The 23,645-nt window shown below is 28.2% G+C and carries 23 protein-coding genes and 2 pseudogenes; 22 read left to right on the top strand and 3 right to left on the bottom strand.

Annotation, left to right across the window (positions count from 1 at the left end):
• Window positions 1-13 precede the first annotated feature (13 nt).
• The 21 genes and pseudogenes from BLS77_RS06600 to BLS77_RS20735 all read left to right on the top strand — a co-directional run bounded on the left by BLS77_RS06600 (window position 14) and on the right by BLS77_RS20735 (window position 19,898).
• Window positions 14-1,273, top strand: a complete 1,260-nt coding sequence (locus BLS77_RS06600) for a PTS ascorbate transporter subunit IIC (protein WP_089967166.1) — start codon at window positions 14-16, stop codon at window positions 1,271-1,273.
• Between the two features lie 295 nt (window positions 1,274-1,568).
• Window positions 1,569-1,982, top strand: coding sequence for a hypothetical protein (locus BLS77_RS06595; protein WP_089967163.1), 414 nt, complete (start codon window positions 1,569-1,571; stop codon window positions 1,980-1,982).
• Between the two features lie 295 nt (window positions 1,983-2,277).
• Window positions 2,278-4,302 carry a methyl-accepting chemotaxis protein gene (locus BLS77_RS06590; RefSeq protein WP_089967161.1) on the top strand — a complete coding sequence of 675 codons (2,025 nt, stop codon included), beginning with the start codon at window positions 2,278-2,280 and terminating at the stop codon, window positions 4,300-4,302.
• 314 nt (window positions 4,303-4,616) lie between these two features.
• On the top strand, window positions 4,617-6,644 hold the full coding sequence (locus BLS77_RS06585; RefSeq protein ID WP_089967159.1) for a methyl-accepting chemotaxis protein: 2,028 nt from the start codon (window positions 4,617-4,619) through the stop codon (window positions 6,642-6,644).
• A 312-nt stretch (window positions 6,645-6,956) separates the two neighbouring features.
• Window positions 6,957-8,981, top strand: a complete 2,025-nt coding sequence (locus BLS77_RS06580) for a methyl-accepting chemotaxis protein (RefSeq protein WP_089967157.1) — start codon at window positions 6,957-6,959, stop codon at window positions 8,979-8,981.
• A 125-nt stretch (window positions 8,982-9,106) separates the two neighbouring features.
• Entirely contained in the window at window positions 9,107-9,757 is a 651-nt protein-coding gene (locus BLS77_RS06575) for an FMN-dependent NADH-azoreductase (RefSeq protein WP_089967156.1), read from the top strand.
• A gap of 106 nt (window positions 9,758-9,863) precedes the next feature.
• On the top strand, window positions 9,864-10,304 hold the full coding sequence (locus BLS77_RS06570) for a tellurite resistance TerB family protein (protein ID WP_089967154.1): 441 nt from the start codon (window positions 9,864-9,866) through the stop codon (window positions 10,302-10,304).
• 260 nt (window positions 10,305-10,564) lie between these two features.
• Window positions 10,565-11,428: a YitT family protein gene (locus BLS77_RS06565; protein ID WP_089967152.1), complete on the top strand. Its 864-nt coding sequence runs from the start codon at window positions 10,565-10,567 to the stop codon at window positions 11,426-11,428.
• A gap of 143 nt (window positions 11,429-11,571) precedes the next feature.
• Window positions 11,572-11,880: a DUF3892 domain-containing protein gene (locus tag BLS77_RS06560; RefSeq protein WP_242873948.1), complete on the top strand. Its 309-nt coding sequence runs from the start codon at window positions 11,572-11,574 to the stop codon at window positions 11,878-11,880.
• A gap of 181 nt (window positions 11,881-12,061) precedes the next feature.
• Complete coding sequence (locus tag BLS77_RS06555; protein WP_089967150.1) at window positions 12,062-12,373, top strand: PTS sugar transporter subunit IIB; 312 nt, start codon at window positions 12,062-12,064, stop codon at window positions 12,371-12,373.
• A 97-nt stretch (window positions 12,374-12,470) separates the two neighbouring features.
• Window positions 12,471-13,727: a hypothetical protein gene (locus tag BLS77_RS06550; protein ID WP_175490796.1), complete on the top strand. Its 1,257-nt coding sequence runs from the start codon at window positions 12,471-12,473 to the stop codon at window positions 13,725-13,727.
• A gap of 497 nt (window positions 13,728-14,224) precedes the next feature.
• On the top strand, window positions 14,225-14,917 hold the full coding sequence (sfsA, locus tag BLS77_RS06540) for a DNA/RNA nuclease SfsA (RefSeq protein WP_089967146.1): 693 nt from the start codon (window positions 14,225-14,227) through the stop codon (window positions 14,915-14,917).
• 28 nt (window positions 14,918-14,945) lie between these two features.
• Window positions 14,946-15,494, top strand: coding sequence for an NAD(+) diphosphatase (locus BLS77_RS06535; protein ID WP_089967145.1), 549 nt, complete (start codon window positions 14,946-14,948; stop codon window positions 15,492-15,494).
• A 68-nt stretch (window positions 15,495-15,562) separates the two neighbouring features.
• Entirely contained in the window at window positions 15,563-16,144 is a 582-nt protein-coding gene (locus tag BLS77_RS06530) for an NUDIX hydrolase (RefSeq protein WP_089967143.1), read from the top strand.
• 74 nt (window positions 16,145-16,218) lie between these two features.
• Window positions 16,219-16,941 (top strand): DNA alkylation repair protein, encoded by a 723-nt coding sequence (locus tag BLS77_RS06525; RefSeq protein WP_089967142.1) that lies wholly within the window; start codon window positions 16,219-16,221, stop codon window positions 16,939-16,941.
• A 49-nt stretch (window positions 16,942-16,990) separates the two neighbouring features.
• On the top strand, window positions 16,991-17,710 hold the full coding sequence (locus BLS77_RS06520; RefSeq protein WP_089967140.1) for a GNAT family N-acetyltransferase: 720 nt from the start codon (window positions 16,991-16,993) through the stop codon (window positions 17,708-17,710).
• Between the two features lie 65 nt (window positions 17,711-17,775).
• Window positions 17,776-18,150, top strand: coding sequence for a hypothetical protein (locus BLS77_RS06515; RefSeq protein ID WP_089967138.1), 375 nt, complete (start codon window positions 17,776-17,778; stop codon window positions 18,148-18,150).
• A gap of 113 nt (window positions 18,151-18,263) precedes the next feature.
• Window positions 18,264-18,638 (top strand): annotated as a pseudogene (mntA, locus tag BLS77_RS20285) (type VII toxin-antitoxin system MntA family adenylyltransferase antitoxin); the annotation flags it as partial.
• Entirely contained in the window at window positions 18,624-19,037 is a 414-nt protein-coding gene (hepT, locus tag BLS77_RS20280; RefSeq protein WP_242873956.1) for a type VII toxin-antitoxin system HepT family RNase toxin, read from the top strand. The pseudogene mntA and the gene hepT, both read left to right, overlap by 15 nt.
• Before the next feature lie 412 nt (window positions 19,038-19,449).
• Window positions 19,450-19,656, top strand: a pseudogene (locus BLS77_RS20740) (GNAT family N-acetyltransferase); the annotation flags it as partial.
• A gap of 26 nt (window positions 19,657-19,682) precedes the next feature.
• On the top strand, window positions 19,683-19,898 hold the full coding sequence (locus BLS77_RS20735; RefSeq protein WP_139164824.1) for a winged helix-turn-helix transcriptional regulator: 216 nt from the start codon (window positions 19,683-19,685) through the stop codon (window positions 19,896-19,898).
• Between the two features lie 254 nt (window positions 19,899-20,152).
• Here BLS77_RS20735 and BLS77_RS06500 read toward each other — a convergent pair whose 3' ends face one another.
• Window positions 20,153-21,283 (bottom strand): MFS transporter, encoded by a 1,131-nt coding sequence (locus BLS77_RS06500; RefSeq protein WP_089967132.1) that lies wholly within the window; start codon window positions 21,281-21,283, stop codon window positions 20,153-20,155.
• Between the two features lie 164 nt (window positions 21,284-21,447).
• Entirely contained in the window at window positions 21,448-22,074 is a 627-nt protein-coding gene (locus BLS77_RS06495; RefSeq protein ID WP_089967130.1) for an FMN-dependent NADH-azoreductase, read from the bottom strand.
• 261 nt (window positions 22,075-22,335) lie between these two features.
• On the opposite strand from BLS77_RS06495, the gene BLS77_RS06490 reads away from it, so the two are divergent.
• Window positions 22,336-22,809: a MarR family winged helix-turn-helix transcriptional regulator gene (locus BLS77_RS06490; protein ID WP_089967128.1), complete on the top strand. Its 474-nt coding sequence runs from the start codon at window positions 22,336-22,338 to the stop codon at window positions 22,807-22,809.
• A 292-nt stretch (window positions 22,810-23,101) separates the two neighbouring features.
• Here BLS77_RS06490 and BLS77_RS06485 read toward each other — a convergent pair whose 3' ends face one another.
• Window positions 23,102-23,488 carry a winged helix-turn-helix transcriptional regulator gene (locus BLS77_RS06485; protein WP_089967126.1) on the bottom strand — a complete coding sequence of 129 codons (387 nt, stop codon included), beginning with the start codon at window positions 23,486-23,488 and terminating at the stop codon, window positions 23,102-23,104.
• Between the last annotated feature and the right edge of the window lie 157 nt (window positions 23,489-23,645).

Below are 23,645 nucleotides of genomic sequence, written 5' to 3'. Positions count from 1 at the left end.
AGGCGAAATAATAATGTTAGATTTTATAGTTGACATATTAAGCGAACCATCTGTATTGGTGGGGGTAGTAGCACTTATAGGTTTAGTATTGCAAAAAAAATCATTCTCAGATTGTATATCAGGAACAGTAAAAACAATAATGGGATTCTTAGTATTAGGTGGTGGAGCAGGTATAGTTGTAGGCTCACTTGAGCACTTTGGGAAAATGTTTGAACATGGATTTGGGATTACAGGTATAGTTCCAAACAATGAAGCGATAGTCGGAATGGCGTTGGACAATTTAGGAACAACTACAGCTTTAATTATGGCATTTGGTATGGTAGCTAATATATTAATTGCTAGATTCACAAAATTAAAATACATATTCTTAACAGGACATCATACATTATATATGGCTTGTATGTTTGCAGCTATATTATATGCAGGTGGAATCACTGGAACAACGGCAGTAATTGTTGGGTCAATCCTTTTAGGGTTAACAATGTCTTTAATGCCTGCAATGGCACAACCATTTATGAGAAAAATTACAGGTACAGATGAAGTTGGATTTGGACATTTTGGTACATTCGGATATGTTTTATCAGCTTTAGTTGGTAAAGTAGTTGGAAAAGGATCAAAATCAACAGAAGAAATTAAATTTCCGCAAAGTTTAACATTTTTAAGAGATACGTCAGTAGCTATTTCAATAACAATGTTAGCATTATTCTTAATAGTTGCATTTGCAGCAGGTCCAGAATTTGTTGCAGGAATTAGTGGCGGTAAAAATTTAGTAGTATTTGCATTAATTCAATCAATAACATTTGCAGGTGGAGTTTTTATAATACTTGCAGGAGTTAGATTAATTTTAGGCGAAATAGTTCCAGCATTTAGAGGAATAGCTATGAAATTAGTTCCTAATGCTAAACCAGCATTAGATTGCCCAGTAGTATTCCCATATGCACCAAATGCAGTATTAATTGGCTTCTTATGTAGCTTCTTAGGTGGACTAGTTGGGTTATTCATTCTAATAGCATTAGGTGCACCAGCAATTCTTCCAGGAGTTGTACCTCACTTCTTCTGCGGAGCAACAGCCGGGGTATTTGGTAATGCAACAGGTGGTAGACGTGGAGCAATATTTGGATCATTCGCAAACGGATTACTAATTACTTTCTTGCCAGCATTATTACTTCCAGTATTAGCAGGACTAGGGTTCGGTGGGACAACATTCTCAGATGCTGACTTTGGAGTAATTGGAGTTATATTAGGAAAAGTATTATCAATGTTCGGAGCATAATTTAGGAAAAAAATTTTTTAATAGACATATATGAACTGCACCCTGTTAAGTGGAAACAGCTAAAAAGAGTTGTAAAATTCATTTAATGGGGTGATTTTATATGTCAAAATAAAAGTGAACCTATAAAAATAGATTTTTATTTATAATTAATTATAAAAATTAGTATCATATAGTGACTATTATAATAAGTTATGATTATAATGGTAGGTGAGAAAATTAATATTAGGAATCATATTGGCTTATTATTTTTTGAATAGGCATAAGGTTCCATAGTAATAAATAGGAGTGGATTAATATGTACGTAGCATTTGGAAATAAAATTGTAGATAGCACAGAGATAAAGGAAAAGATAGAAGCAAATACAGAAATGAAAATAATTAAAGATATGACTAAAGGTTCAAAAAGAGAAGATATTATAGCTTATAACATAAGTATTGATTTAGATGTTTTAAATGATGAAATAAAAGATACTTGTAATTTAGATGATTTAACAGAAGATGAATTATTTGAAGAATATGTAGCGTTAGGGGAAGAGCTTGCAATTGAAATAGAAGATTACCTTCCAGAAGAAGCTATTATAGAAATTAGAACATATAAGTGGGAGCCATCAGATAATGATATTAAGCTAGTAGTGGCAATAGCTCATGATGAACTTGGAGAAGTTAAATTAAGAGATATAATAAAAAGATTATTAACTCAAGTAAATTAAGTTTGTTTCAAAAAAACTAGGCAATATGAACATACTATTGGAAAGTTATTTTAAAAGAGAATAATATAAATATTATAGTAGGCATTGAGTTTGTTTTAGGTTGATTTTATTAAAAATCAACCTAAAATAAATTTAGTGCCTATTTTTGTATCGATATCAATATGAAAACGATAAAATTAAAATAAAGTCATAATAAAAATGTAGAAAAAACTTTTATTGTGTCGAAAATATAGTTAAGTATTCAATAATATATAACGATAATACATTGAATATATAAAATAGTAGGAGGAAGCTGATGAAAAAATTAAGGGGTAACAATAAGTCGAGAAGTATAAAAAGTGATATGATAAGAAATTTTGGTGCTCTATTTGTAGTAATTACACTAGTGTTTTCGGTTGTATTCTATTCACAAGCTAAAAAATCTAATATAGATAATACTATGGATATAATGAATGCAATGTCTAGTCAATCAGCTAAGTTAGTTGAAGCTAAATTAAATGAAGAAATAACAATGGGGTTAGCAATTGCAAATGATCCCATTATAAGAAATGCAAGCTCATCAATAGAAGATAAAAATAGAGTGTTAAATGATAATATGAAATTGTATGGACATAAGTCTATAGGTATAGCAACTACGGATGGTAAGTTAGCATTAACTTCAGGAAAAACAATAGACATAAGTCAATATGATATTTTCAAAGAATCAATAAAGGGTTCTGTATATGTAGAAGAGCCATTTGTAGATCAAATAGATGGGACAATGCTAATGGCATATGCAATACCTATCAAAGATAATAATGGAAAAGTAATTGGAATGGTTGAGTACTCAAGACCAGCAACTGAAATAAGCGATATTATAAAAGATATTACTTTTTTAAAAACTGGAAGTGCATATGTAATTGGTTCTAAAGGGGTAACAATAGCACACAAAAATCAAGACTTAGTAAATACTTTAAGTAATACTATAGAAGAATCAAAAAGTGATGCAGATTTAAAAGAGTTAGCAGAAATAGAAACTAAAATGATTAATGGTGAAGATGGAATAGGTACATATAGCTATAATGGTAAAAAGAAAACAATAAGTTATTCACCAATTGGAGATAGAGGTTGGTCTATAGGAATAACTGTTGAGTATGATGATATACTAGATGGTGTTAAGGGTATTAGAGATACCGCAATAATTTTAACACTAATATCTATATTAGCAGGTATTGTAATAACAACTTTATTTGCAAATAATCTATCAAAAGCAATAAAAAAAATAACAGAAAAAGTAAATGTAATTTCAAAGGGTGATTTTACAGTAGAAATAGAAAAAGAGTTATTAGATAGAGAAGATGAAATAGGAACTATAAGCAAGGCTTTAGAAGAATTGAAAAATTCAATTAGTACTATGATTTTAAGTATAAAGAATATAGGTGATGAAATAGATAGTGAAGCTACAAGTTTATCATCATTCTCAGAGGAATTAGCATCTTCCACAAGTGATATTACAAACGCTATTAATGAGGTGGCGAATGGAAACACTGAGCAAGCTGGTTCAATAAGTGATATAACTATAACAATAGATGAATTCTCAGATAAAATAGATATTGTATCTGGGTATGTTAATAATGTAAATACTAACGCTATTCAAATAGATAAAAAGACAAAAGAATCAAAAGCTACAGTTTTGAAAATGGAACATTCAGTAAATAAATTTGATAAAGAGTTCAATGAATTTAATAGTAATATTTCAACATTAGGTGAAAATATGACTACAGTAAGTTCAATAACAAACTTAATTAAAGAAATATCAGATAAAACAAATTTATTAGCTTTAAATGCAGCAATTGAAGCTGCAAGAGCTGGTGAAATGGGAAGAGGATTTGCAGTAGTTGCAGATGAGATAAGAAACCTGGCAGAACAAAGTAAATCAAGTTCAGAAGAAATATATAAGATAATAGCTGAATCAAGTGCAAATACTAATGCTATAGTATTAAAAACAAATGACATAAACAACGAATTAACAAATCAAAAAGATAATATAAGAGATGTATTAGAAGTATTTGATAATATTGCAGATTCTGTAGAAAGTATTATTCCAGAATTAAATAATACATATAAAGAGTTTACGGAAATAAAAGGAAATAAAGATAATATAGTTAAAAACATAGAGGGGATATCAGCAATTTCAGAAGAAGTATCAGCTTCATCTGAAGAAATATCAGCCTCAAGCAATGAATTAAACCAAGCAAGTGAAGAAGTTGCAATTTCAGCTCAAGGTTTAAGTTCAAAAACAAGAGATATAATGAATGAATTTAACAAATTCAAATTATAATAAAATACCATTCAGGGTTTCAATGCTTATTTAAATTTTATTGTACTTAATAAGTATTGCAAATTATGTTGTAATTTATCATATTAGGCATCAAGTTTATTATTCATATCTATTGTTTTATTAAAAATAATAGATATATATAATGGATTTGGTGCTTATTTTATATTAATATTAAATGATTATATAAAAAAATAGCTAAATTTAATTAATATTATAATTAAATTATGACATTAATTAATAATAATGTTAAGTATTTTATAAGTTTAACGATAACATATTGGAATGAAAAAATATAAAATAGTAGGAGGAAGTTTATGATAAATTTAAGGTTTAATAATAGCAAATCAAAAAGTATAAAGGGGTCTATGATAAGAAGTTTTGGAGCTTTAATTGTAGTAATTACACTAGTGTTTTCAGGTGTATTCTATTTAGAAGCAAAAAAATCTAATATAAATAATACTATGGATATGATGGATACAATGTCTGTACAAGCTGCAAATTTAGTGGAAGCTAAATTAAGTGAAGAAGTAACAAGGGGATTATCAGTTGCTAATGATCCGATTATAAGAGATTCAAAATCATCAATAGAAGATAAAAAGAGAGTATTAAATAATAACAAGGAATTATATGGACATAAGAGTATAGGTATAGCAACTACAGACGGAAAGTTAATATTAACTTCAGGAGACCCAATAGATATAAGTGAACGAGAACTTTTTAAAGAAACAATGAAGGGAAATGTATATATAGCAGATCCTTATATAAGTAGTATAGATGGAGCAATGGTAATAGCTTATGGGATACCTATTAAAGACAATAATGGCAAGGTAACTTCAATGATTCAGTATACAAGTTTAGCAGACGAAATAAGTAATAGCGTAAAAGATATTAAATTCTTAAAGACTGGAAGTGCATATATGCTAAATAAAGAAGGTACCGTAATAGCACATCCAAATCAAGAATTAGTAAATACTTTCGATAATTCTATAAAAGCCTCAAAAAGTGATGTAGGTTTAAAAGAGTTAGCAGAAATAGAAACTAAAATGATTAAAGGTGAAGATGGAATAGGTACATATAGCTATGGTGGTAAAAAGAAAACAATAAGTTATTCACCAGTTGGAGATAGAGGCTGGTCTATAGGAATATTTGTCGAGTATGATGATATACTAGATGGTGTTAAGGGAATTAAAAATACAGCACTAGTTTTAACACTAATTTCTATATTAGCAGGTATTTTAATAACGGCTTTATTTGCCGATAATTTATCAAAAGCAATAAAGAAAATAACTGAAAAAGTAGATGTGATTTCAAAGGGTGATTTTACAGTAGAAATAGAAAAAGAATTATTAGATAGAGAAGATGAAATAGGAACTATAAGCAAGGCTTTAGAAGAATTAAAACATTCAATTAGTAATATGATTTTAAGTATAAAGAATATAGGAAATGAAATAGATAGTGAAGCTACAAGTTTATCATCATTCTCGGAGGAATTAGCATCTTCCACAAGTGATATTACAAACGCTATTAATGAGGTGGCGAATGGAAACACTGAGCAAGCTGGTTCAATAAGTGATATAACTATAACAATAGATGAGTTCTCAGATAAAATAGATATTGTATCTGGGTATGTTAATAATGTAAATACTAATGCTATTCAAATAGATAAAAAGACAAAAGAATCTAAAGCTACAGTTTTAAAAATGGAACATTCAGTAAATAAATTTGATAAAGAGTTCAATGAATTTAATAGTAATATTTCAACATTAGGCGAAAATATGACTACAGTAAGTTCAATAACAAACTTAATTAAAGGCATATCAGATCAAACAAATTTATTAGCTTTAAATGCGGCAATTGAAGCGGCAAGAGCTGGTGAAATGGGAAGAGGATTTGCAGTAGTTGCAGATGAAATAAGAAACTTAGCTGAACAAAGTAAATCAAGTTCAGAAGAGATAGATAGAATAATAACTGAATCTTGTCAAAATACTAATGCTATAGTATTAAAAACAAATGATATAAATGATGAACTAAAAAATCAAAAAGATAATATAAGAGATGTATTAGAAGTATTTGATAATATTGCAGAATCAGTGGAAAGTATTATTCCAGAATTAAATAATACATATAAAGAGTTTACAGAAATAAAAGGAAATAAAGATAATATAGTTAAGAATATAGAGGGAATATCAGCAATATCAGAAGAAGTATCAGCTTCATCAGAAGAAATATCAGCCTCAAGCAATGAATTAAACCAAGCAAGTGAAGAAGTTGCAATTTCAGCTCAAGGTTTAAGTTCAAAAACAAGAGATATAATGAATGAATTTAACAAATTCAAATTATAATAAAATACCATTCAGGGTTTCAATGCTTATTTAAATTTTCTTGTATTTAATAAGTGTTGCAAATTATGTTGAAATATATCATATCAAGCATCAAGTTTATTATGAAATCTATTATTAAATTAAAATAATAGATGTATATAATAAATTTGGTGCTTGTTTTATATTTATATTAAATAATTATATGAAAAAACAGCCAAATTTAATAAATATTATAATTAAATTACAATATTTATTTAAAAAATATCAAGTATTTATTAAGTAGAACGATAACATATTGAAATGAAAAAATAAAATAGTGGGAGGAAGTTAATCATGAACTTAAGATTTAATAATAGCAGATCAAAAAGTATAAAGGGGTCTATGATAAGAAATTTTGGGACTTTAATTGTAGTTATTACCCTAGTATTTTCAGGTGTCTTCTATTTAGAAGCAAGACAATCTAATATAGATAATACTATGGGTATGATGGATACAATGTCTGTACAAGCTGCAAAGTTAGTGGAAGCTAAATTAAGTGAACAAGTAACAATGGGATTAACAGTTGCCAGTGACCCTATTATAAAGAATTTAAATTCATCAATAGAAGATAAAAATAGAATGTTAAATTATAATATGAAATTGTATGAACATAAGTCTATAGGTATAATAACTACAGATGGGAAGTTAACATTATCTACAGGTAAAATAATAGATATAAGTGGACAAGATATATTCAAAAAGACAGTGGAGGGAAATATATTTATATCGGAACCATTTATAGACAGTGTAGATAATGAAATTATAATAGCGTATGGAATACCTATTAAAGATAATAATGGCAAAGTAATTTCAATACTTGAATATACAAGACCAGCAGCGGAAATAAGTTCTATTATAAAAGAAATTACTTTCTTAAAAACTGGAAGTGCTTATATGTTAAATAGAAAAGGTACCGTAATAGCGCATCCAAATCAAGAATTAGTAAATACTTTCGATAATTCTATAGAAGCCTCAAAAAGTGATGTAGATTTAAAGGAGTTAGCAGAAATAGAAACCAAAATGATTAATGGTGAAGATGGAATAGGTACATATAGCTATGGTGGTAAAAAGAAAACAATAAGTTATTCACCAGTTGGAGATAGCGGATGGTCTATAGGAATATTTGCTGAGTATGATGATATACTAGCTGGTGTTGAGGGAATTAAAAATACAGCACTAATTTTAACACTAATTTCTATATTAGTAGGTATTTTAATAACAGCTTTATTTGCTGATAAGTTATCAAAAGCAATAAAGAAAATAACTGAAAAAGTAGATGTGATCTCAAAGGGTGATTTTACAGTAGAAATAGAAAAAGAATTATTAGATAGAGAAGATGAAATAGGAACTATAAGCAAGGCTCTAGAAGAATTAAAATATTCAATTAGTACTATGATTTTAAGTATAAAGAATATAGGGAATGAAATAGATAGTGAAGCTACAAGTTTATCATCATTCTCAGAGGAATTAGCATCTTCCACAAGTGATATTACAAACGCTATTAATGAGGTGGCGAATGGAAACACTGAGCAAGCTGGTTCAATAAGTGATATAACTATAACAATAGATGAGTTCTCAGATAAAATAGATATTGTATCTGGGTATGTTAATAATGTAAATACTAATGCTATTCAAATAGATAAAAAGACAAAAGAATCTAAAGCTACAGTTTTAAAAATGGAACATTCAGTAAATAAATTTGATAAAGAGTTCAATGAATTTAATAGCAATATTTCAACCTTAGGCGAAAATATGACTACAGTAAGTTCAATAACAAATTTAATTAAAGAAATATCAGATAAAACAAATTTATTAGCTTTAAATGCAGCAATTGAAGCAGCAAGAGCTGGTGAAATGGGAAGAGGATTTGCAGTAGTTGCAGATGAAATAAGAAACTTAGCTGAACAAAGTAAATCAAGTTCAGAAGAGATAGATAGAATAATAACTGAATCTTGTCAAAATACTAATGCTATAGTATTGAAAACAAATGATATAAATAACGAATTAACAAATCAAAAAGATAATATAAGAGATGTATTAGAAGTATTTGATAATATTGCAGATTCTGTAGAAAGTATTATTCCAGAATTAAATAATACATATAAAGAGTTTGCGGAAATAAAAGGAAATAAAGATAATATAGTTAAGAATATAGAGGGAATATCAGCAATTTCAGAAGAAGTATCAGCTTCATCTGAAGAAATATCAGCATCAAGCAATGAATTAAACCAAGCAAGTGAAGAAGTTGCAATTTCAGCTCAAGGTTTAAGTTCAAAAACAAGAGATATAATGAATGAATTTAACAAATTTAAATTATAAGTAATATTAAGCAATGTATAAAGTATAAAAGTGTCTTGAACAAGTATCATCATAAAGAAATGAATTAAACCTATCTATAACGTAAATACTAATTAAAATAAATTAGTAGAGGTAGGGTTTTATTTATGAAAAAGTTATTATACATTACAGTAAATTCAAAGCCAGAAGAACTTTCAGCAAGCAAAACTGTTGGAAGAGCATTTGTTAATAGATTTTTAGAAACATATAATGATTTTCAAGTTGAAGAGTTAGATCTTTTTGAAACTGAATTACCAAGGCTTCAATATGAGTATTTTGAAAATAGAAATTGTTTAGTTGAAAAAGAGTCATTTAATAAATTGGATAAAAAAGGTCAAGATGAAGTTCATAAAATAGTTAAATTAGCAGATCAATTTAAAGAAGCGGATATGTATGTTATTGCAGCACCAATGTGGAGTTTATCATTTCCAGCGCCTTTAAAGGAATATATTGATTGTATTCTTATAGAAGGGAAAACAGTGGAGATAAATAAAGATAAAATAGATGGCTTATTAGATGATAAACAAAGAGGTATGGTTTATATTCAATCCTCAGGGGCATCAATACCTTGGATTTTAAAAATGGTAATGAATAAAGGTGTAAATTATATAGAGGATATAATGAAGTTTGCTGGAATAAAAAGATTTGAGGAATTATTAGTAGATGGGACAGGATTTACAGAAGAGGATAAACAAAAGGCAGTAGAAAAAGCAATACAAAAAATAGATGGGGTTATAGCAGAAGTATGGAGACCTTAGAAAAATATACTAAGAATTTATAATCAATCTATTTAAAAAATATATAATATTAGTTATAATGAAAGATATAGTAAAATAAATATTAGAGTTTGGGGGAGTATGTATCATGTTTTTAAATGAATTAAATGAAAATGAAGCAACTGCATTTATAAATGTAGTTTCAGAGTTCGCAAATGTGGATAATACATTTGCAAAAGAAGAAAAGGAAGTTTTAGAAGGTTATTTAAAAGACCTAAAATTAACTAAAGACATAATAGGTAAATTAAATTTTGATAAATCACTACAAACTTTAAATGAATCAAAGGACAGAATAAAAAAAATAGTTTATTTTGAACTTATAGGACTTGCATTAGTAGATGGTGAATATGGAGATAAGGAAGTTGAATTTTTAGATAATATAGCAAAGCAATTTGGAATATCAAGAACAAAGAGAATAGCCTTTGCAAATTATTTCTACAACTTCACAGATGTTTATAAATTTTCAGTAGTAGAATCAGAAAATAAAATAGAATTATTAAGAGAACAAGCAGAAGCTATTCTGGATTAGTAATATTTGAAGAAATAACTAGTCAGAATCTTTGACTAGTTATTCTCTTGCAGTTCTATAAGTTTAAATACTAAGTTCATATTATTTGAACTTAGTATTTTTTTATTTTTACTATTAAATTTTAAAAAAATTTGTTATTCTATTAAGTGGGTTTAAAAATAATAACAAGGCACTGTAATAAATATGAATAGTTAATTAATAGTAATAAACCTAATTTTAAATAGTTAGGCATTTATAAATGCATTATAGGAGTGAAACAAATGAATAAAGAGAATTTTATTGAAGAGTTAAAAAGTTACGTCACTATTACTTTTGGAGTAGTACTAGTTGCAATAGCACTTGTATATTTTTATGCTCCAAACAACTTAGCAGCAGGTGGATTATCAGGGGTTGCGCTAATAGTTAATCATTTAATTCCAGGTATAACAATTGGAGGAATGCTATTTGTAGGGAATAGTATTTTATATGTAATTGCATTCTTAATAATAGGACCTGAGTTTGGTTTCAAGACTATATATGCAAGTTTTGGATTGTCAGCAATAATATGGTTTATGGAAAAGTTTTTTAAGCCACAAGCTATTACAAATGATTTAATGTTAGCATCAATTTTTGGAACAATATTAGTAGTTATAGGAATGTCGATAGTATTTAATGCAAATGCATCTACAGGTGGAACTGATATTATAGCAAAAATATTAAACAAATATACAACATTTAATATAGGAATATCATTACTTATGGTTGATTTTTTAGTAACATTATTAGCCGGATTAATATTTGGATTAGATACAGGATTTTATGCACTATTATGTGTATTAGGAAATGGACCTATGATAGATAAATTAATAGGAATATTTAATGCTAAAAAGCAAATAACAGTAGTAAGTGATAAAAACAATGAAATATCAAATTACATTAAGAATACCCTTGAAAGAGGTTGTACACATTTGAAAGCTTCCAATATGGTTGATGGGACAGGTAAAGATGTAATATATACAGTTTTAGAGAAAAAGGAAATAGGTAAATTAAAAGAATTTATAAAAGTAATAGATAAAGACGCATTTCTAACAGTAGCGCATATAGAAGAGGTAACAGGAAAAGGATTCCCAATAATTGAATTTTAGCAAATTTAAAAAATAACAAGTCAAGGTGCAAAAAACTAGCATCTTGGCTTATTATTTTTTGAGGGGCACTTAATTAAATTAATATGTATTAAAAGAACTTTCTTGGGAAATCTAATAGTATAAAAATAAGGAGGTACTTTTATATGAGTGATAATAACAATAACGATGGAATGATGGGTGGATTACCAATAAATATTAATAAAGTAGTTCCAAATCCAGATAGTGAGGCTATGCAAATAACAAAGCTAGTAAAAAATTCAGGTGATGTTACAGGCTATGAACTTTCAAATGGAGAAAAAATTTCAAAAGAACAAGGTGTTCAAATGGCAAAAGAAGGTCATATTGCAGGAGTTGCAGTAGGAATTTCCCGTAAAGGTGAAGAATATTTAAGAAGTTTACCAGATGATAATGAAGGAAATAACTTAAGTGCATTACCTTCAATAAATGAATAGTATATAGACAAGACGGGGATGTCATTTTATTATGACATCCCCGTCTTGTCTAGATCATAAATGTAAAAAGTATTAAAAAAATGAGAAGGTGTATTCTAAATTTGGGAAAAAGTGATATAATAATTATGAACAGTTAATAAAAAAATAAATACTATGGGTATGAGAAAAGGGAGATATAATTATGAAAAAAGTTTTAGTTATGTGCAAGGGGACAGGCCAATCAATAGCTTTTAAGAAAGCTACATTAGAATTTACAGAAAAGAATACATTAGATATAGAATGGATTTTTGCTAATGAAAATCAATATGGTGAGATTGTTGAAAAGGACAATATAGACCTTGTACTTATATCACCAGAAATGTTAGTTGTTGATGCAAAAGTTAAAAAAGATTTAGATTTAAAAGGTGTTAAGTATTATTCAGCTAAAGGATCAGATTTTGGGTTAAGAAGAATAGATACAATAGTTACAGCTATTAAGCCTCTGTTAGGTTAATTATTAATAATATAGATATTTAAATAAAAGGGTTCCCATAAGGGAGCCTTTTTATTTAAATATTCCTAAGGGAGTTTCAAAAAAAGGGGGATGGGGAGTGCTTAAAAATATTGACTATTTAAATGATTTATACAGTAATATGTGGTGGAAAACTAGTGCAAAATTAAATATAAATATGAAAAAAATTAGTTATTTAGAAAAAAAGAAAAGAGAAAAGACTTTAGAAGTATTTATAGATAAAATAATTAAACATATAGGTGAATTCCCAAAGGATGTTGAAGAAAGAAAAGTATGGAGAAATACAGGTAATAAATATGTTGATAAAATGATTGAGGTAGAGGATACATTTAGACTTGGAACTTTAGATAAAAAAATGAAAGAACAATTTTTTAAAAGTACAAAAATATTTATAAATACTTGTAGAGAATTTGATGAAAATATAGAGTATAAAGACATTGGGCAAGCTATGAGAAATGTATGGATAGTTAATATTTTTCAAAAAATAATAGGAAGAGATATTGAATTTAGCAAGGCCATATTTGGTTATAGTATGCTTTATCCATATACAGATAATTATTTAGATGATACAAAAGTAACTTTAAAAAGCAAGAATGATTTTAATAAAAGATTTTCTAAAAGACTAAGTGGTGAAAATATAGAAGCTAAAGATAGTTATGAAGAAAAGGTATATAAGCTAGTTGAATGTATTGAAGAGGTATTTAATAGAGTTGATTATCCAAAAGTCTATGAAGGGTTATTATTAATACAGCAAGGTCAGGAAAAAAGTTTGTATGAGCAAGAATCAGTTAGTATGCCATATGAAAGAGATATGCTTAATATTTCAATTGAAAAAGGTGGAGCTTCTGTTTTAGTAGATGGATATTTAGTTTGCGGAGAACTTACAAAAGAAGAAGAAATATTTGCTTATGGATATGGGTTTTTGCTTCAACTATGTGATGATCTTCAAGATGTTAATTCAGATTTAGAAAAAAATCATATGACAATAATATCTCAATTAGCAGGAAAATATAATCTAGATAAAATTATTAATAAGTTAATAAATATAATTATAGATATAGTAGATAATGCTACCTGTTTTAAAGGAGAAAATATAAAAGAGCTAAAAGAACTTATAAAAAATAACTGCATAACCATGGTGCTTTTTGCAATTGTTGATAGTAAAGAATACTTTTCTAAAGAATACATTAAAGTGATAAGTAGTTATTTACCATTTACTTTGAGTTATATAGATGGAATTGAAATAAAATTTAAAAAAAAGTTTAAAGCTTTAAAACCTAGTTATCATGGGGTAAAGGTTGAAGATATATTAATGTATTTATTTGAAGTAGAATAATGAATATTAAAAAAAATAACAAGGCAACATACTAGTATATTTTATATATTGAATTGTTATTTTCTTTATAAGTAGTCTTGTTATACTAATATATAGGCTGTTAACAATGTGGAAAGTTATCCACAAAATGTGGATAACTTCGAAAAACGGTGGACAACTTTTAAAAATCGCAAAAAAAGTATTGACACAACATATATGGGGCAAAATATTGTGTGTAACAATATGATGATTTTTAGGGAAAAATATAAAGTGAATAAAAAGGGAAAAAATCAAGTTTTTGGAAAAAACATACTTATCCACAAAATCAACACAATGTGGATAAGTTCTGTGGATAACCCTTCAATAATAACTATTATTAAACCAAATTAAAGAATAAAAACCAAAAATAGGATAAAAATAGAGTAAACTGTGGACAACTTTTTTTAATTTTCAGAAAAATGATTTTAATTATATAGTAAATTTAGTCGAAAAATAGGATATTTAGAGGTGAAAACTGTATGAAGTATGAAAAAAAAATATTTGAAGCAATATTTTTAGAAAGACCAAATAGATTTAATGCTCTGGTTTTGTTGAATAATGAAGAAATTATTGTACATGTTCCAAATACAGGAAGATGCAGGGAAATATTGGTTAAAGGGTGCAGAGTATATTTAAGAGAAGAGCTAAATCCAACAAGAAAAACTAAATATGATTTGGTTGCAGCGTTAAAAGGTGATAAATTAATAAGCATAGATTCGCAAGTACCTAATAAAGTTGTGGATGAAGCCTTAAAAATGGGTAAAATAGAAAAACTCAAGAAATATAATAATATATTAAGAGAAAAGACCTTTGGAAAAAGTAGATTTGATTTTAAGTTATCCACAGATGAAGATGAAGTATATTATTTGGAGGTTAAGGGAGTAACTTTAGAGGAAAATAGGTATTCAAGGTTTCCAGATGCTCCAACAGAAAGAGGGACAAAACACTTAATGGAATTAATAGAAGCTAAAAAGCAAGGCTATGGAGCTGGTGTTATGTTCTTAATACAATTAGATGAGGTTGATAAGTTTTCACCTCAAGATGAAAGAGATCCAGCCTTTGGAATAGCTTTAAGACTGGCAAAAGAAAGCGGTGTAGATGTTTTTGCATATAATTGTATAGTAGAAGAAGATGGATTATCAATAAATGAACCTGTAGAGATAATATTATAGTATAATTAAGAAAAGAGAGGTATACTTTATGATATTTAAATTTTGCCCTATGTGTGGGAAAAAATTAGACGAGAAATATAGCTGGGATGAGGGTGGAGTTCCTTATTGTAAACATGATAATATAATGTTTTTTGATACTCCAAGACCTTGTATAGTTGTAGCTATAATAAAAGGTGATGAAATTCTTTTATTAAAGCAAAGTTATATATTTAAGAATTCTAGGGTTCTTGTTTCAGGCTATGTAGGAAATAATGAAACAGCAGAAGATGCAGTATATAGAGAGGTTAAAGAAGAAACTGGGTTAGAGATAAAAGATGTTAAGTACTTAGGCTCTGACTATGTAAAAGATAAAGAAATATTAATGCTAACATTTATGGCTAAGTACTTAGATGGAGAAATAGAAAAATCTGATGAAGTAGAAGGAATAGGCTGGGCAAAGATAGAAGATGCATTATGTGAAATGACAGAAGATGAAATAGGAAAAAGAGTAGTAAGAAAAATGCTAAGTGAAATAGGCTATGATGGTGAAAATGCATATAGATGTGAAGGTAATAGCTGTCAGTTAAGACCACAATAATATTAAATTCAAATAAAAAATAATGACTTTGATAAATATTAAGGGCGATACAATGGGGAGAGTTATTTATGGAATGGATTAATTCAATAATAAGATATAAGACATTTAATGAACAAGAAGAAAAGGATAAGAAAATAATTTTAAAATGCATAAAAACATTTGAAGATATTTTAACTAGAAATAATGAAATTGTACATATGACATCATCAGCATTTGTAATTAATAAAAAAAGAGATAAAGTTCTTATGATTCATCATAACATATACAACTCATGGTCATGGACAGGTGGGCATTGCGATGGGGATGCTGATCTGCTAAAAGTTGCAATTAAAGAATTAGAAGAAGAGACAGGGGTTACAGATATTAAAGTTATAGTACCAAATATATTCTCATTAGATGTGCTTCAAGTTAAAAGCCATATTAAAAAAGGTAAATATGTAGCACCTCATTTACATCTATCATCAGCTTATTTATTAGAAGCAAATGAAGAGCAAGAGTTAGTAGTTAAAGAGGATGAAAATAGTGGTGTTAAGTGGATAGAGCTAGATAAACTAGAAGAGTACACAATAAATGAACCACATATGCAAAAGCTATATAGTAAGTTTATAGAAAAGATTAATTTAATAGATATTGGATACTTTTTAAAATAGTAATAGATCAATTTGCTAAGATATTATTTAAAAAAAGTGCAGTGGATAAATAAAGATGAAGAGAGTGATAAACATTGGAAAATTTAAAAATGAGTTCAGAAATGACCTTTGATGAGGTTTTTTCACTGCTTGAAGCATGGGGAACAGAAGCAAGAAGAAAGACAAATGCAAAGAAAAATGCTGGAGATAATCAATTTGGAGTTGCCATTGGTAATTTAAGAGTATTAGCTATTAAACTTAAAATAAATCATATTCTTGCAATGGAACTTTGGAAAAGTGGAAATGTAGATGCTAGAATACTTTCTACTATGATTATTGATAAAGATGAATTATCCGCAAATGAAATAATGGAGATGATTGATGGACTTACTTATTCTGTATTAGTAGATGAGTTTGTTTATAATGTTATAGCAAAAACAATTTATGCAGATGAATTATATAATGAATTAGTTGATTCAGATGATGAGTGTAGAGGTCGTGCAGCTTGGGATATTATAATTGCAAAAGTAATAAGTGAAAATACTATAGATAGGGCTATAGATTTGGATCTTGATAGTATTATTAAAAAAATAGAAAACGAAATGAAGGATGCTCCAAGATGTAAGCAAGAATCTATGAACCGTTGTTTATGTGAAATAGGTATACATTTTTCAGAATACACACAAAAATGTATTGAAGTTGGAGAGAGTTTAGGTAAGTTAGATAAGAGACAGGTTCCTAAAGGTGGAACTTCAACATATGCACCAGAATGGATTACTAGGGGAATTAAGGCGCTTTACAAAAAAAATAGTAAGTAACATAAGGCTCATTTAAATAATACTATGGCCAAAATAGGGGAGAATATTTATGAATAATAAGGAAATTATAGAATTTTTATCACAGGATTTTTTATTAAATGTAGATATGATTGATTGTATTAAAAGAAATAAGCATAAAATAATTGATCTAAATAAAGATGGGGTATTAATTGAAGATGTATCTAGCAAAGTTGTTATGATTAGTGCTAATAATTTTAAAGATGCTAAAAAGTTAATAGATAAAATTCCAGATTCAACAGAACTTGTAGTTGGCCATCAGGATTTATATTATGAATATTTAAAGGAAAGATTTAATGCAATAAATGAAATGTATTGCTATCAAACTGTTTATATAGAAAGTGAGCCACTTCCAATTTCAAATTGTCCTGGAACAATAAAACTTCTTACAGAGGAATATACCAGTGATGTTTTTAGCCAGTATCATAATGACTTTACAACTGGGATTGAATATATAAGAGAAAGAATAAAGTCTAAAACTATGTTTGGAGCATTTATTGATAATAAATTAGTAGGATTTGTAGGTACTCATGAAGAAGGGTCAATTGGACTTTTAGATGTGTTACCTGAATATAGGAAAATGGGAATAGCAACTTCATTGCAAATATATGCTACAAATTTGGCGTTATATCAAAATAGAATCCCTTATGGTCAAGTTGTAATAGGAAATGAAGCATCAACTAAACTTCAAGAAAATCTAGGATTCAAAATATCCAAAGAGAAAATTTATTGGCTTACACGTATGATATAGAAAAAACTGGACTGTTATTTATTTAGAAATGACTAATATTACTTAGAGAGAAAGAGGTAGTAAAAATGAATTTAATAAAAGCTTATGAAGAATATACTAGAGTAAATAATGATTATGTTAATTTTATAGAAGGATTAGTTAATAGTGACCTTGGAGATTGCAATGAGACACAAATCAAAGAAGAACTTTTATGTGCTCAAAATAGTTTTGAATCAATAAAAATAAGAATAGATGTTGAAAAAGTAGAAGAAAAAGACCAAGAAAATCTTAGAGATCTTAAATATCTAGTTATGGATGCACTATTTATATCTGCAGACTTAGTTGCATTTTATAAATACAAACAACCAGAAAGATTTAAAATGAGAGCTGTTAATTATATTAATAAGAAAAGACGCGCAGAAATGTTTAAAGATAATCATGATGGTTCATGTAGAGTATAGGATAATGTGTAGTTATGGAACACATGAGTATTGTGTTGAAGATAATAGTATATTTGAAGTTGTTGTTTAAAATATATTGATTTATCATAATCTTAAATAAGAGAGGTGATCATATGGATTTTGAAGAAAAATTAGATGAAGCAATAAAATTATTACAAGATTTCAATCCTGTAATTATATATTTATTTGGATCAGCTAGTAGAGGTGAACTAAGAAACGAGAGTGATATTGATATTTCTTTTTTATCAGATGATGACATTGACGAATATATTTGTTTTATGAAAGCACAAGAACTTGCAAGTATTTTTAATAGAGATGTTGATTTAATAGATATGAAAAAGGCATCAACTGTTTTTAAAGCACAAATCATAGGGACAGCTAAAAAAATATTCTGTAATGATGAGAATAAAAGAATGTATTTTGAAATGAGAAGCTTCAAAGAATATGCATTGCTAAATGAAGAAAGAGCGGAAATATTAAAGGATATAATTTTTAATAAAATTTCTAGTATAGAAAGATGCATAAATAGAATAGAGGAAGTTTATTGTGGTAATCCTGAAAGTTTAGAGGATTATACCAAACAGTATTCTATTATTTTAAATATTCAAAGAGCATGTGAATGTTCAATTGATTTAGCTATGCATATAGTTTCAGAAAAGAAACTTGGTATACCACAAAATAGTAGAGATGGATTTGAAGTTTTAGAGTCTAATGGAGTAGTAGAGAAAAAATTATCAAATAAGATGAAATCAATGGTTGGATTTAGAAATATAGCAGTTCATAATTATGAGAATGTTAATATGAAAGTTGTTCAAATGATTATAGAAAAACATTTAGGCGATTTTGCAGAATATATATATGCTATAAATAAATTTGCAAGTAAATAATTTATAATAATGAATAGGGAACCGTACCATAAATAAATGCGAAAACTAGACTTAGCTAAGTGAAATTAATAGCTAAGGCTAGTTTTAAAGTTGAAAATACCTTATCATAAGAAAGGTGTAAAAGGGAGTAATTATGAAGAGAAAAAATATTACATGGCAACTCATGATTTTTATTGATAAGTAATATAGATATTGATGATAAAAACAAATTAAATAGTATAATCCATAATTATTATAATGAAAATAGCACAAACATATATAATAAAGTAAAAATATACGATGATATAATAGTACATATTATCGATACATTTAAATTTATAATAGGCTGGTGTGGTTTAGGTTCCTTGATTGCAAACCAGAAGATGTAGAGATGTTTTATGGCTTATCTGGCGAATATTAGGGAAAAGGATTAGCCACTGAAGCAGCTATTGCAATTCTACAGTATGGCTTTGATATAATAGGATTAAAGGGAATCATTGCAGTAGTAAAGTCTGATAATGTAGCTTCAAAAAGAGTAATAGAGAAAATGGGAATGAAGTTTAAACAAAGTCTTAAAGTTGATAATCCTAATTATAGTGGTTATGATGGAAAACTTTATTATGCACTCACTGAGGACTAATATATTAATTAAATAAATTACGTTGAATCAACCAGCCTTCTAGACGTTTTGGAGAATTGAAAAAAGCAATTCCAAATATTAAAAACACAATGTTAACGCTAGCTATTTATAATTTAGAGGATATTAGTGTTGTTTCTGGGCAACAATCTAACGAAATGAATCTCATGTGGAATACTCTGTTAATGAAAGTGGCAAAGCTCTACTTCCATTTCTTGAAATTACAGTGGGAGAAATGTATCTAATATAACTAAGAGAAATATTAATTTTGAATTTAATCTGCATTTCCCTTGTAATTATTAATATAATTACAGAAGTGAAACGATGATTGAAGAAGAAAAAATAAAACCTATGCATAGAGTGTGCATAGGTTTTATAGTTTAAAAAACTTGTATTATAAGTTTTTGTGTATCCTACCATAATTGAAGCTGGCTTTCTATAAAACTTTACTTGGAAGCCATGGCTTAAAAAGTCATAAGGTATTTTTATAGCTAAAAAGTTATTTTAATGTCTTTTTTACAAAGAAAATAAAAATTAATAGACTAATAAAAGCAGAGATAGCACAAACAATAAATAACAGTTTATAGCCTATGAGTTGTAAAACAAATCCTAGAATAATAGATCCAAAACCAATTCCTAAATCAAAAGCAGTAAAAAATGTGGCATTAGCTACTCCTATTTTTTCAGGTTTAGCTAATTTTAGAATAGCTACTTGAAGGGCAGGTTGTGCTGAGCCGAATCCAATTCCGTACAAAATAGCTGTAATAACTAGTCCAACAATTCCATTTGTGAATGTTAAGACTAATAGTGCGATAATTAGTGTGAAAAGCGCAGGAATAATAATGACAGCTTCTCCATATTTATCAGATATTTTTCCTGTAATTGGTCTAATTACTGCAAGTGTTGCAGCATATACTAAGAAAAAAGTACCAACATTAACTTGAATTTTTGCCGCAAACAGTGGTAAAAATGTTGTAATTCCACCAAAAGTTATTGATAGGAAAAATGTAACAATAGCCATTGGTAAAAGGTCTTTTTCAAAAAATGATATTGTGCTTTTTTGTGTATGTTTAATTACTGGTATTTTTGTACTAAATGCAAGAATAAATGCAATAATTGCTAATACTGTGCATAGTAAAAATAGATAATTAAATGAATATGATTTTGCTACCCAAAGACCGAGTATTGGGCCAAGAGCCATTCCTAAAGTCATTGAAAGTCCATACCATCCCATTCCTTCTCCACGACGAGATTGTGGAATAACATCAGTTACAGCCGTTCCTATAGAAGTTGTAGCCATTGCCCAACTAACTCCATGAAGGATACGTAAAACCACTAAGAAAGCAATTCCTAGTACCCAATTATAAAAATACATTGTAATTGCAAAAAATAGTAGCCCACTTATTATAAATACTCGTCGGCCATATTTATCCATTAATCCTCCAATAATAGGACGAATAATTACTGCAGAAATTGTAAATACTCCAACAATAAATCCAACCTGAGATTCACTTCCACCTAATTCTTTAATAAACATAGGTAGTGTTGGCATTAGTAAATAAAAACCGCTAAATAGCAGTAGTGCTGTAATTGTCAGCTTTATATAGTTTTTTGTCCATAAACGTTCCATTATATTGAAACCTCGCTTTCTTTTGTTTAATAAATTGAAAATGAAAAGCTCACAGCAGTTGGGATATTATTACTCCGAAATAGCATGGTAAGCAAATAAAAAGGCAGTACATACTTTTAAAAAAGTATTAGAACTGCTACATAGATTGACAAGTATTTTCTTAATTAGAACGTGCTTGCTAGCTTAATAGCCTTTTTAAGTCCAGAAGAAATAATTTCTTCTGCTTTATCAGGTGCTTGGCTGTGTCCTTCAATGACTACTGTCTCTATATCTTTTACCCCAAAGAAGCACATCATGTTTGATACATATCTAACTGCCATTTCCATTTCAGCTGTTGGTCCTTTAGAATATACACCACCACTTGCGTTTAATAATGCAATTTTCTTATCAGAAATAAGACCTACTGGACCTTCTGGTGTATATTTAAATGTTTTACCAGAACGGTTTAAGTAGTCAATATATGTGTGTAGCACAGCTGGGATTGTTAAATTCCATAGCGGGAACACAAATACAACTTTATCAGCTTCAAGGAATTGATTTAAATATTTATCAGAAACAGCAACTGCTATTGCTTCCTTTTCTGTTAAATCAAATCCTTTGCTAGCCTTAAAAGTACCGTTAATCATATCTACTCCCACATATGGTAATTCTTCATTGTATAAATCAAGTTCTACCACTGTACTATTTGGATGTGATTCTTTATAGCTTGCTAAAAAAGCCTCATATAATTTTACACTAACCGCCTGATCTTCAGGACGATTGTTTGCTTTTACAAATAAAACTGTTGTCATTATCTTTGCCTCCTGTTAATTTATCTTACGTTGGTATATGAATCATTAAAAATAGGTATTGCATTGCGATTGTTATTATTAGGTATACTGCCGGTAGAGTAGAAAAAATGTTAAATATAACATCCATAGTGTATTGATTTTTTAGCGAACCTAGTTATTCATAACAAAAACAATATAGTCAACTTGATTGACTATATTGTATATAGTATAATAAAAATAAAAAAAAGTCAACATAATTGACTTTTTGAGGAGGTTTTATGTATGAGTCATCAAACATTTAATAGATTAGATCTTACATCACTTTTTTTATTATCTTTTAGTACAGCTATTAACGAATTACATGACAGATTGATGGAATTGGGATTTGAAGATATCAGACCTGTACATGGTTTTATGTTTAGTTGTATCAGCCCTGATGGAGCAACAGGTATAGAACTAGCTGAATATTTAGGAATTACAAAGCAAGCTGTGAGTAAAATAATAGATTATCTTGAAAAAAATAATTATGTAATACGCAAAACTCACCCTTCTGATAAGAGAGGAAAAATTATTGTTTTGACCGAACGAGGCTGGTCAGTAATGAAAGCAAAAGATGAGATACTAACCGAAATTGAGCAACGTTGGAGTGAGAATATAGGTGCTGAACGAATGCAAATGCTTAAAGGAGATTTAACTAAATTAGTTTATGAAACGAGTGAAGGTAAATTGCCATCGAAGTTAAGACCCGTTTGGTAAATATGAAGTACCTCAAAATATTAGCTTGATTGATATGGGGAGATATATCAATCAAGCTAATATTTAATAAAAAATACCTTCTGATTCATACAATGAGTGATAACAAAGGCAGCGAATTAGCAAAGTATATCAGGTTTAAGGCATGGGGCCGTATCATGACCTCCATGCCATTAAAATAATTATCATAGAAAGCTATTTACAGAAAAATTTTCACACCCTCCTTGTTAGGTATTGTGCTTAATAAGCTCTGGATTTCGTTAATACTATCTTAAATTATTTTTAATCTCATATCTTACTGTGACTGGTTTTTGATAGCGTAATTATTATTTAAGTATTCAGCTCCGTAGCTATGCATCATTTCTAAAATAGGTATTATCTTTTTACCTACTTCTGTTAATCCATATTCTACCTTTGGTGGTACTACAGGATAAACCTTTCTATATATAAGATTATCATCTTCTAAACTTCTTAATTGCTGTGTAAGCATTTTTCTGGTGACATTTGGTAATTGGTTTTGGATATTACTAAATCTAAGTGGAGAATAACTTAAATACCACAAAATCGATATTTTCCATTTTCCTGAAAATAAATTTTCTGCTAAAACCATTGGACATATTTCATATTTAAGGCATTGGTCTTTCATATGACACTGTTCATGACGGTTTATATTATTTTTCATATAATTTTCTCCTTATGAGGTATATTTTAAGGTACTTTGAAACAAAAAAGTGCCTTCTTGTTATAAAAACATTATGTTGTTACTATTATAGCATAACCACTTTTCAGTTATATAGAGAATGGTTTAAAAATAATATTCAGTTATTTTGAAGGACTGC

Source organism: Clostridium gasigenes, from assembly GCF_900104115.1.
Classification (GTDB): domain Bacteria; phylum Bacillota; class Clostridia; order Clostridiales; family Clostridiaceae; genus Clostridium; species Clostridium gasigenes.
Note: the sequence above shows the minus strand (reverse complement) of the source record. Positions and strands in the feature narration are given on the sequence as shown.

Excerpts from the sequence above, each read along its gene's own strand:
- BLS77_RS06600 (WP_089967166.1), top strand. The coding sequence starts at position 14 with ATGTTAGATTTTATAGTTGACATATTAAGCGAACCATCTGTATTGGTG.
- BLS77_RS06595 (WP_089967163.1), top strand. The coding sequence starts at position 1,569 with ATGTACGTAGCATTTGGAAATAAAATTGTAGATAGCACAGAGATAAAG.
- BLS77_RS06590 (WP_089967161.1), top strand. The coding sequence starts at position 2,278 with ATGAAAAAATTAAGGGGTAACAATAAGTCGAGAAGTATAAAAAGTGAT.
- BLS77_RS06585 (WP_089967159.1), top strand. The coding sequence starts at position 4,617 with ATGATAAATTTAAGGTTTAATAATAGCAAATCAAAAAGTATAAAGGGG.
- BLS77_RS06580 (WP_089967157.1), top strand. The coding sequence starts at position 6,957 with ATGAACTTAAGATTTAATAATAGCAGATCAAAAAGTATAAAGGGGTCT.
- BLS77_RS06575 (WP_089967156.1), top strand. The coding sequence starts at position 9,107 with ATGAAAAAGTTATTATACATTACAGTAAATTCAAAGCCAGAAGAACTT.
- BLS77_RS06570 (WP_089967154.1), top strand. The coding sequence starts at position 9,864 with ATGTTTTTAAATGAATTAAATGAAAATGAAGCAACTGCATTTATAAAT.
- BLS77_RS06565 (WP_089967152.1), top strand. The coding sequence starts at position 10,565 with ATGAATAAAGAGAATTTTATTGAAGAGTTAAAAAGTTACGTCACTATT.
- BLS77_RS06560 (WP_242873948.1), top strand. The coding sequence starts at position 11,572 with ATGAGTGATAATAACAATAACGATGGAATGATGGGTGGATTACCAATA.
- BLS77_RS06555 (WP_089967150.1), top strand. The coding sequence starts at position 12,062 with ATGAAAAAAGTTTTAGTTATGTGCAAGGGGACAGGCCAATCAATAGCT.
- sfsA (WP_089967146.1), top strand. The coding sequence starts at position 14,225 with ATGAAGTATGAAAAAAAAATATTTGAAGCAATATTTTTAGAAAGACCA.
- BLS77_RS06535 (WP_089967145.1), top strand. The coding sequence starts at position 14,946 with ATGATATTTAAATTTTGCCCTATGTGTGGGAAAAAATTAGACGAGAAA.
- BLS77_RS06530 (WP_089967143.1), top strand. The coding sequence starts at position 15,563 with ATGGAATGGATTAATTCAATAATAAGATATAAGACATTTAATGAACAA.
- BLS77_RS06520 (WP_089967140.1), top strand. The coding sequence starts at position 16,991 with ATGAATAATAAGGAAATTATAGAATTTTTATCACAGGATTTTTTATTA.
- BLS77_RS06515 (WP_089967138.1), top strand. The coding sequence starts at position 17,776 with ATGAATTTAATAAAAGCTTATGAAGAATATACTAGAGTAAATAATGAT.
- BLS77_RS06500 (WP_089967132.1), bottom strand. The coding sequence starts at position 21,283 with ATGGAACGTTTATGGACAAAAAACTATATAAAGCTGACAATTACAGCA.
- BLS77_RS06495 (WP_089967130.1), bottom strand. The coding sequence starts at position 22,074 with ATGACAACAGTTTTATTTGTAAAAGCAAACAATCGTCCTGAAGATCAG.
- BLS77_RS06490 (WP_089967128.1), top strand. The coding sequence starts at position 22,336 with ATGAGTCATCAAACATTTAATAGATTAGATCTTACATCACTTTTTTTA.
- BLS77_RS06485 (WP_089967126.1), bottom strand. The coding sequence starts at position 23,488 with ATGAAAAATAATATAAACCGTCATGAACAGTGTCATATGAAAGACCAA.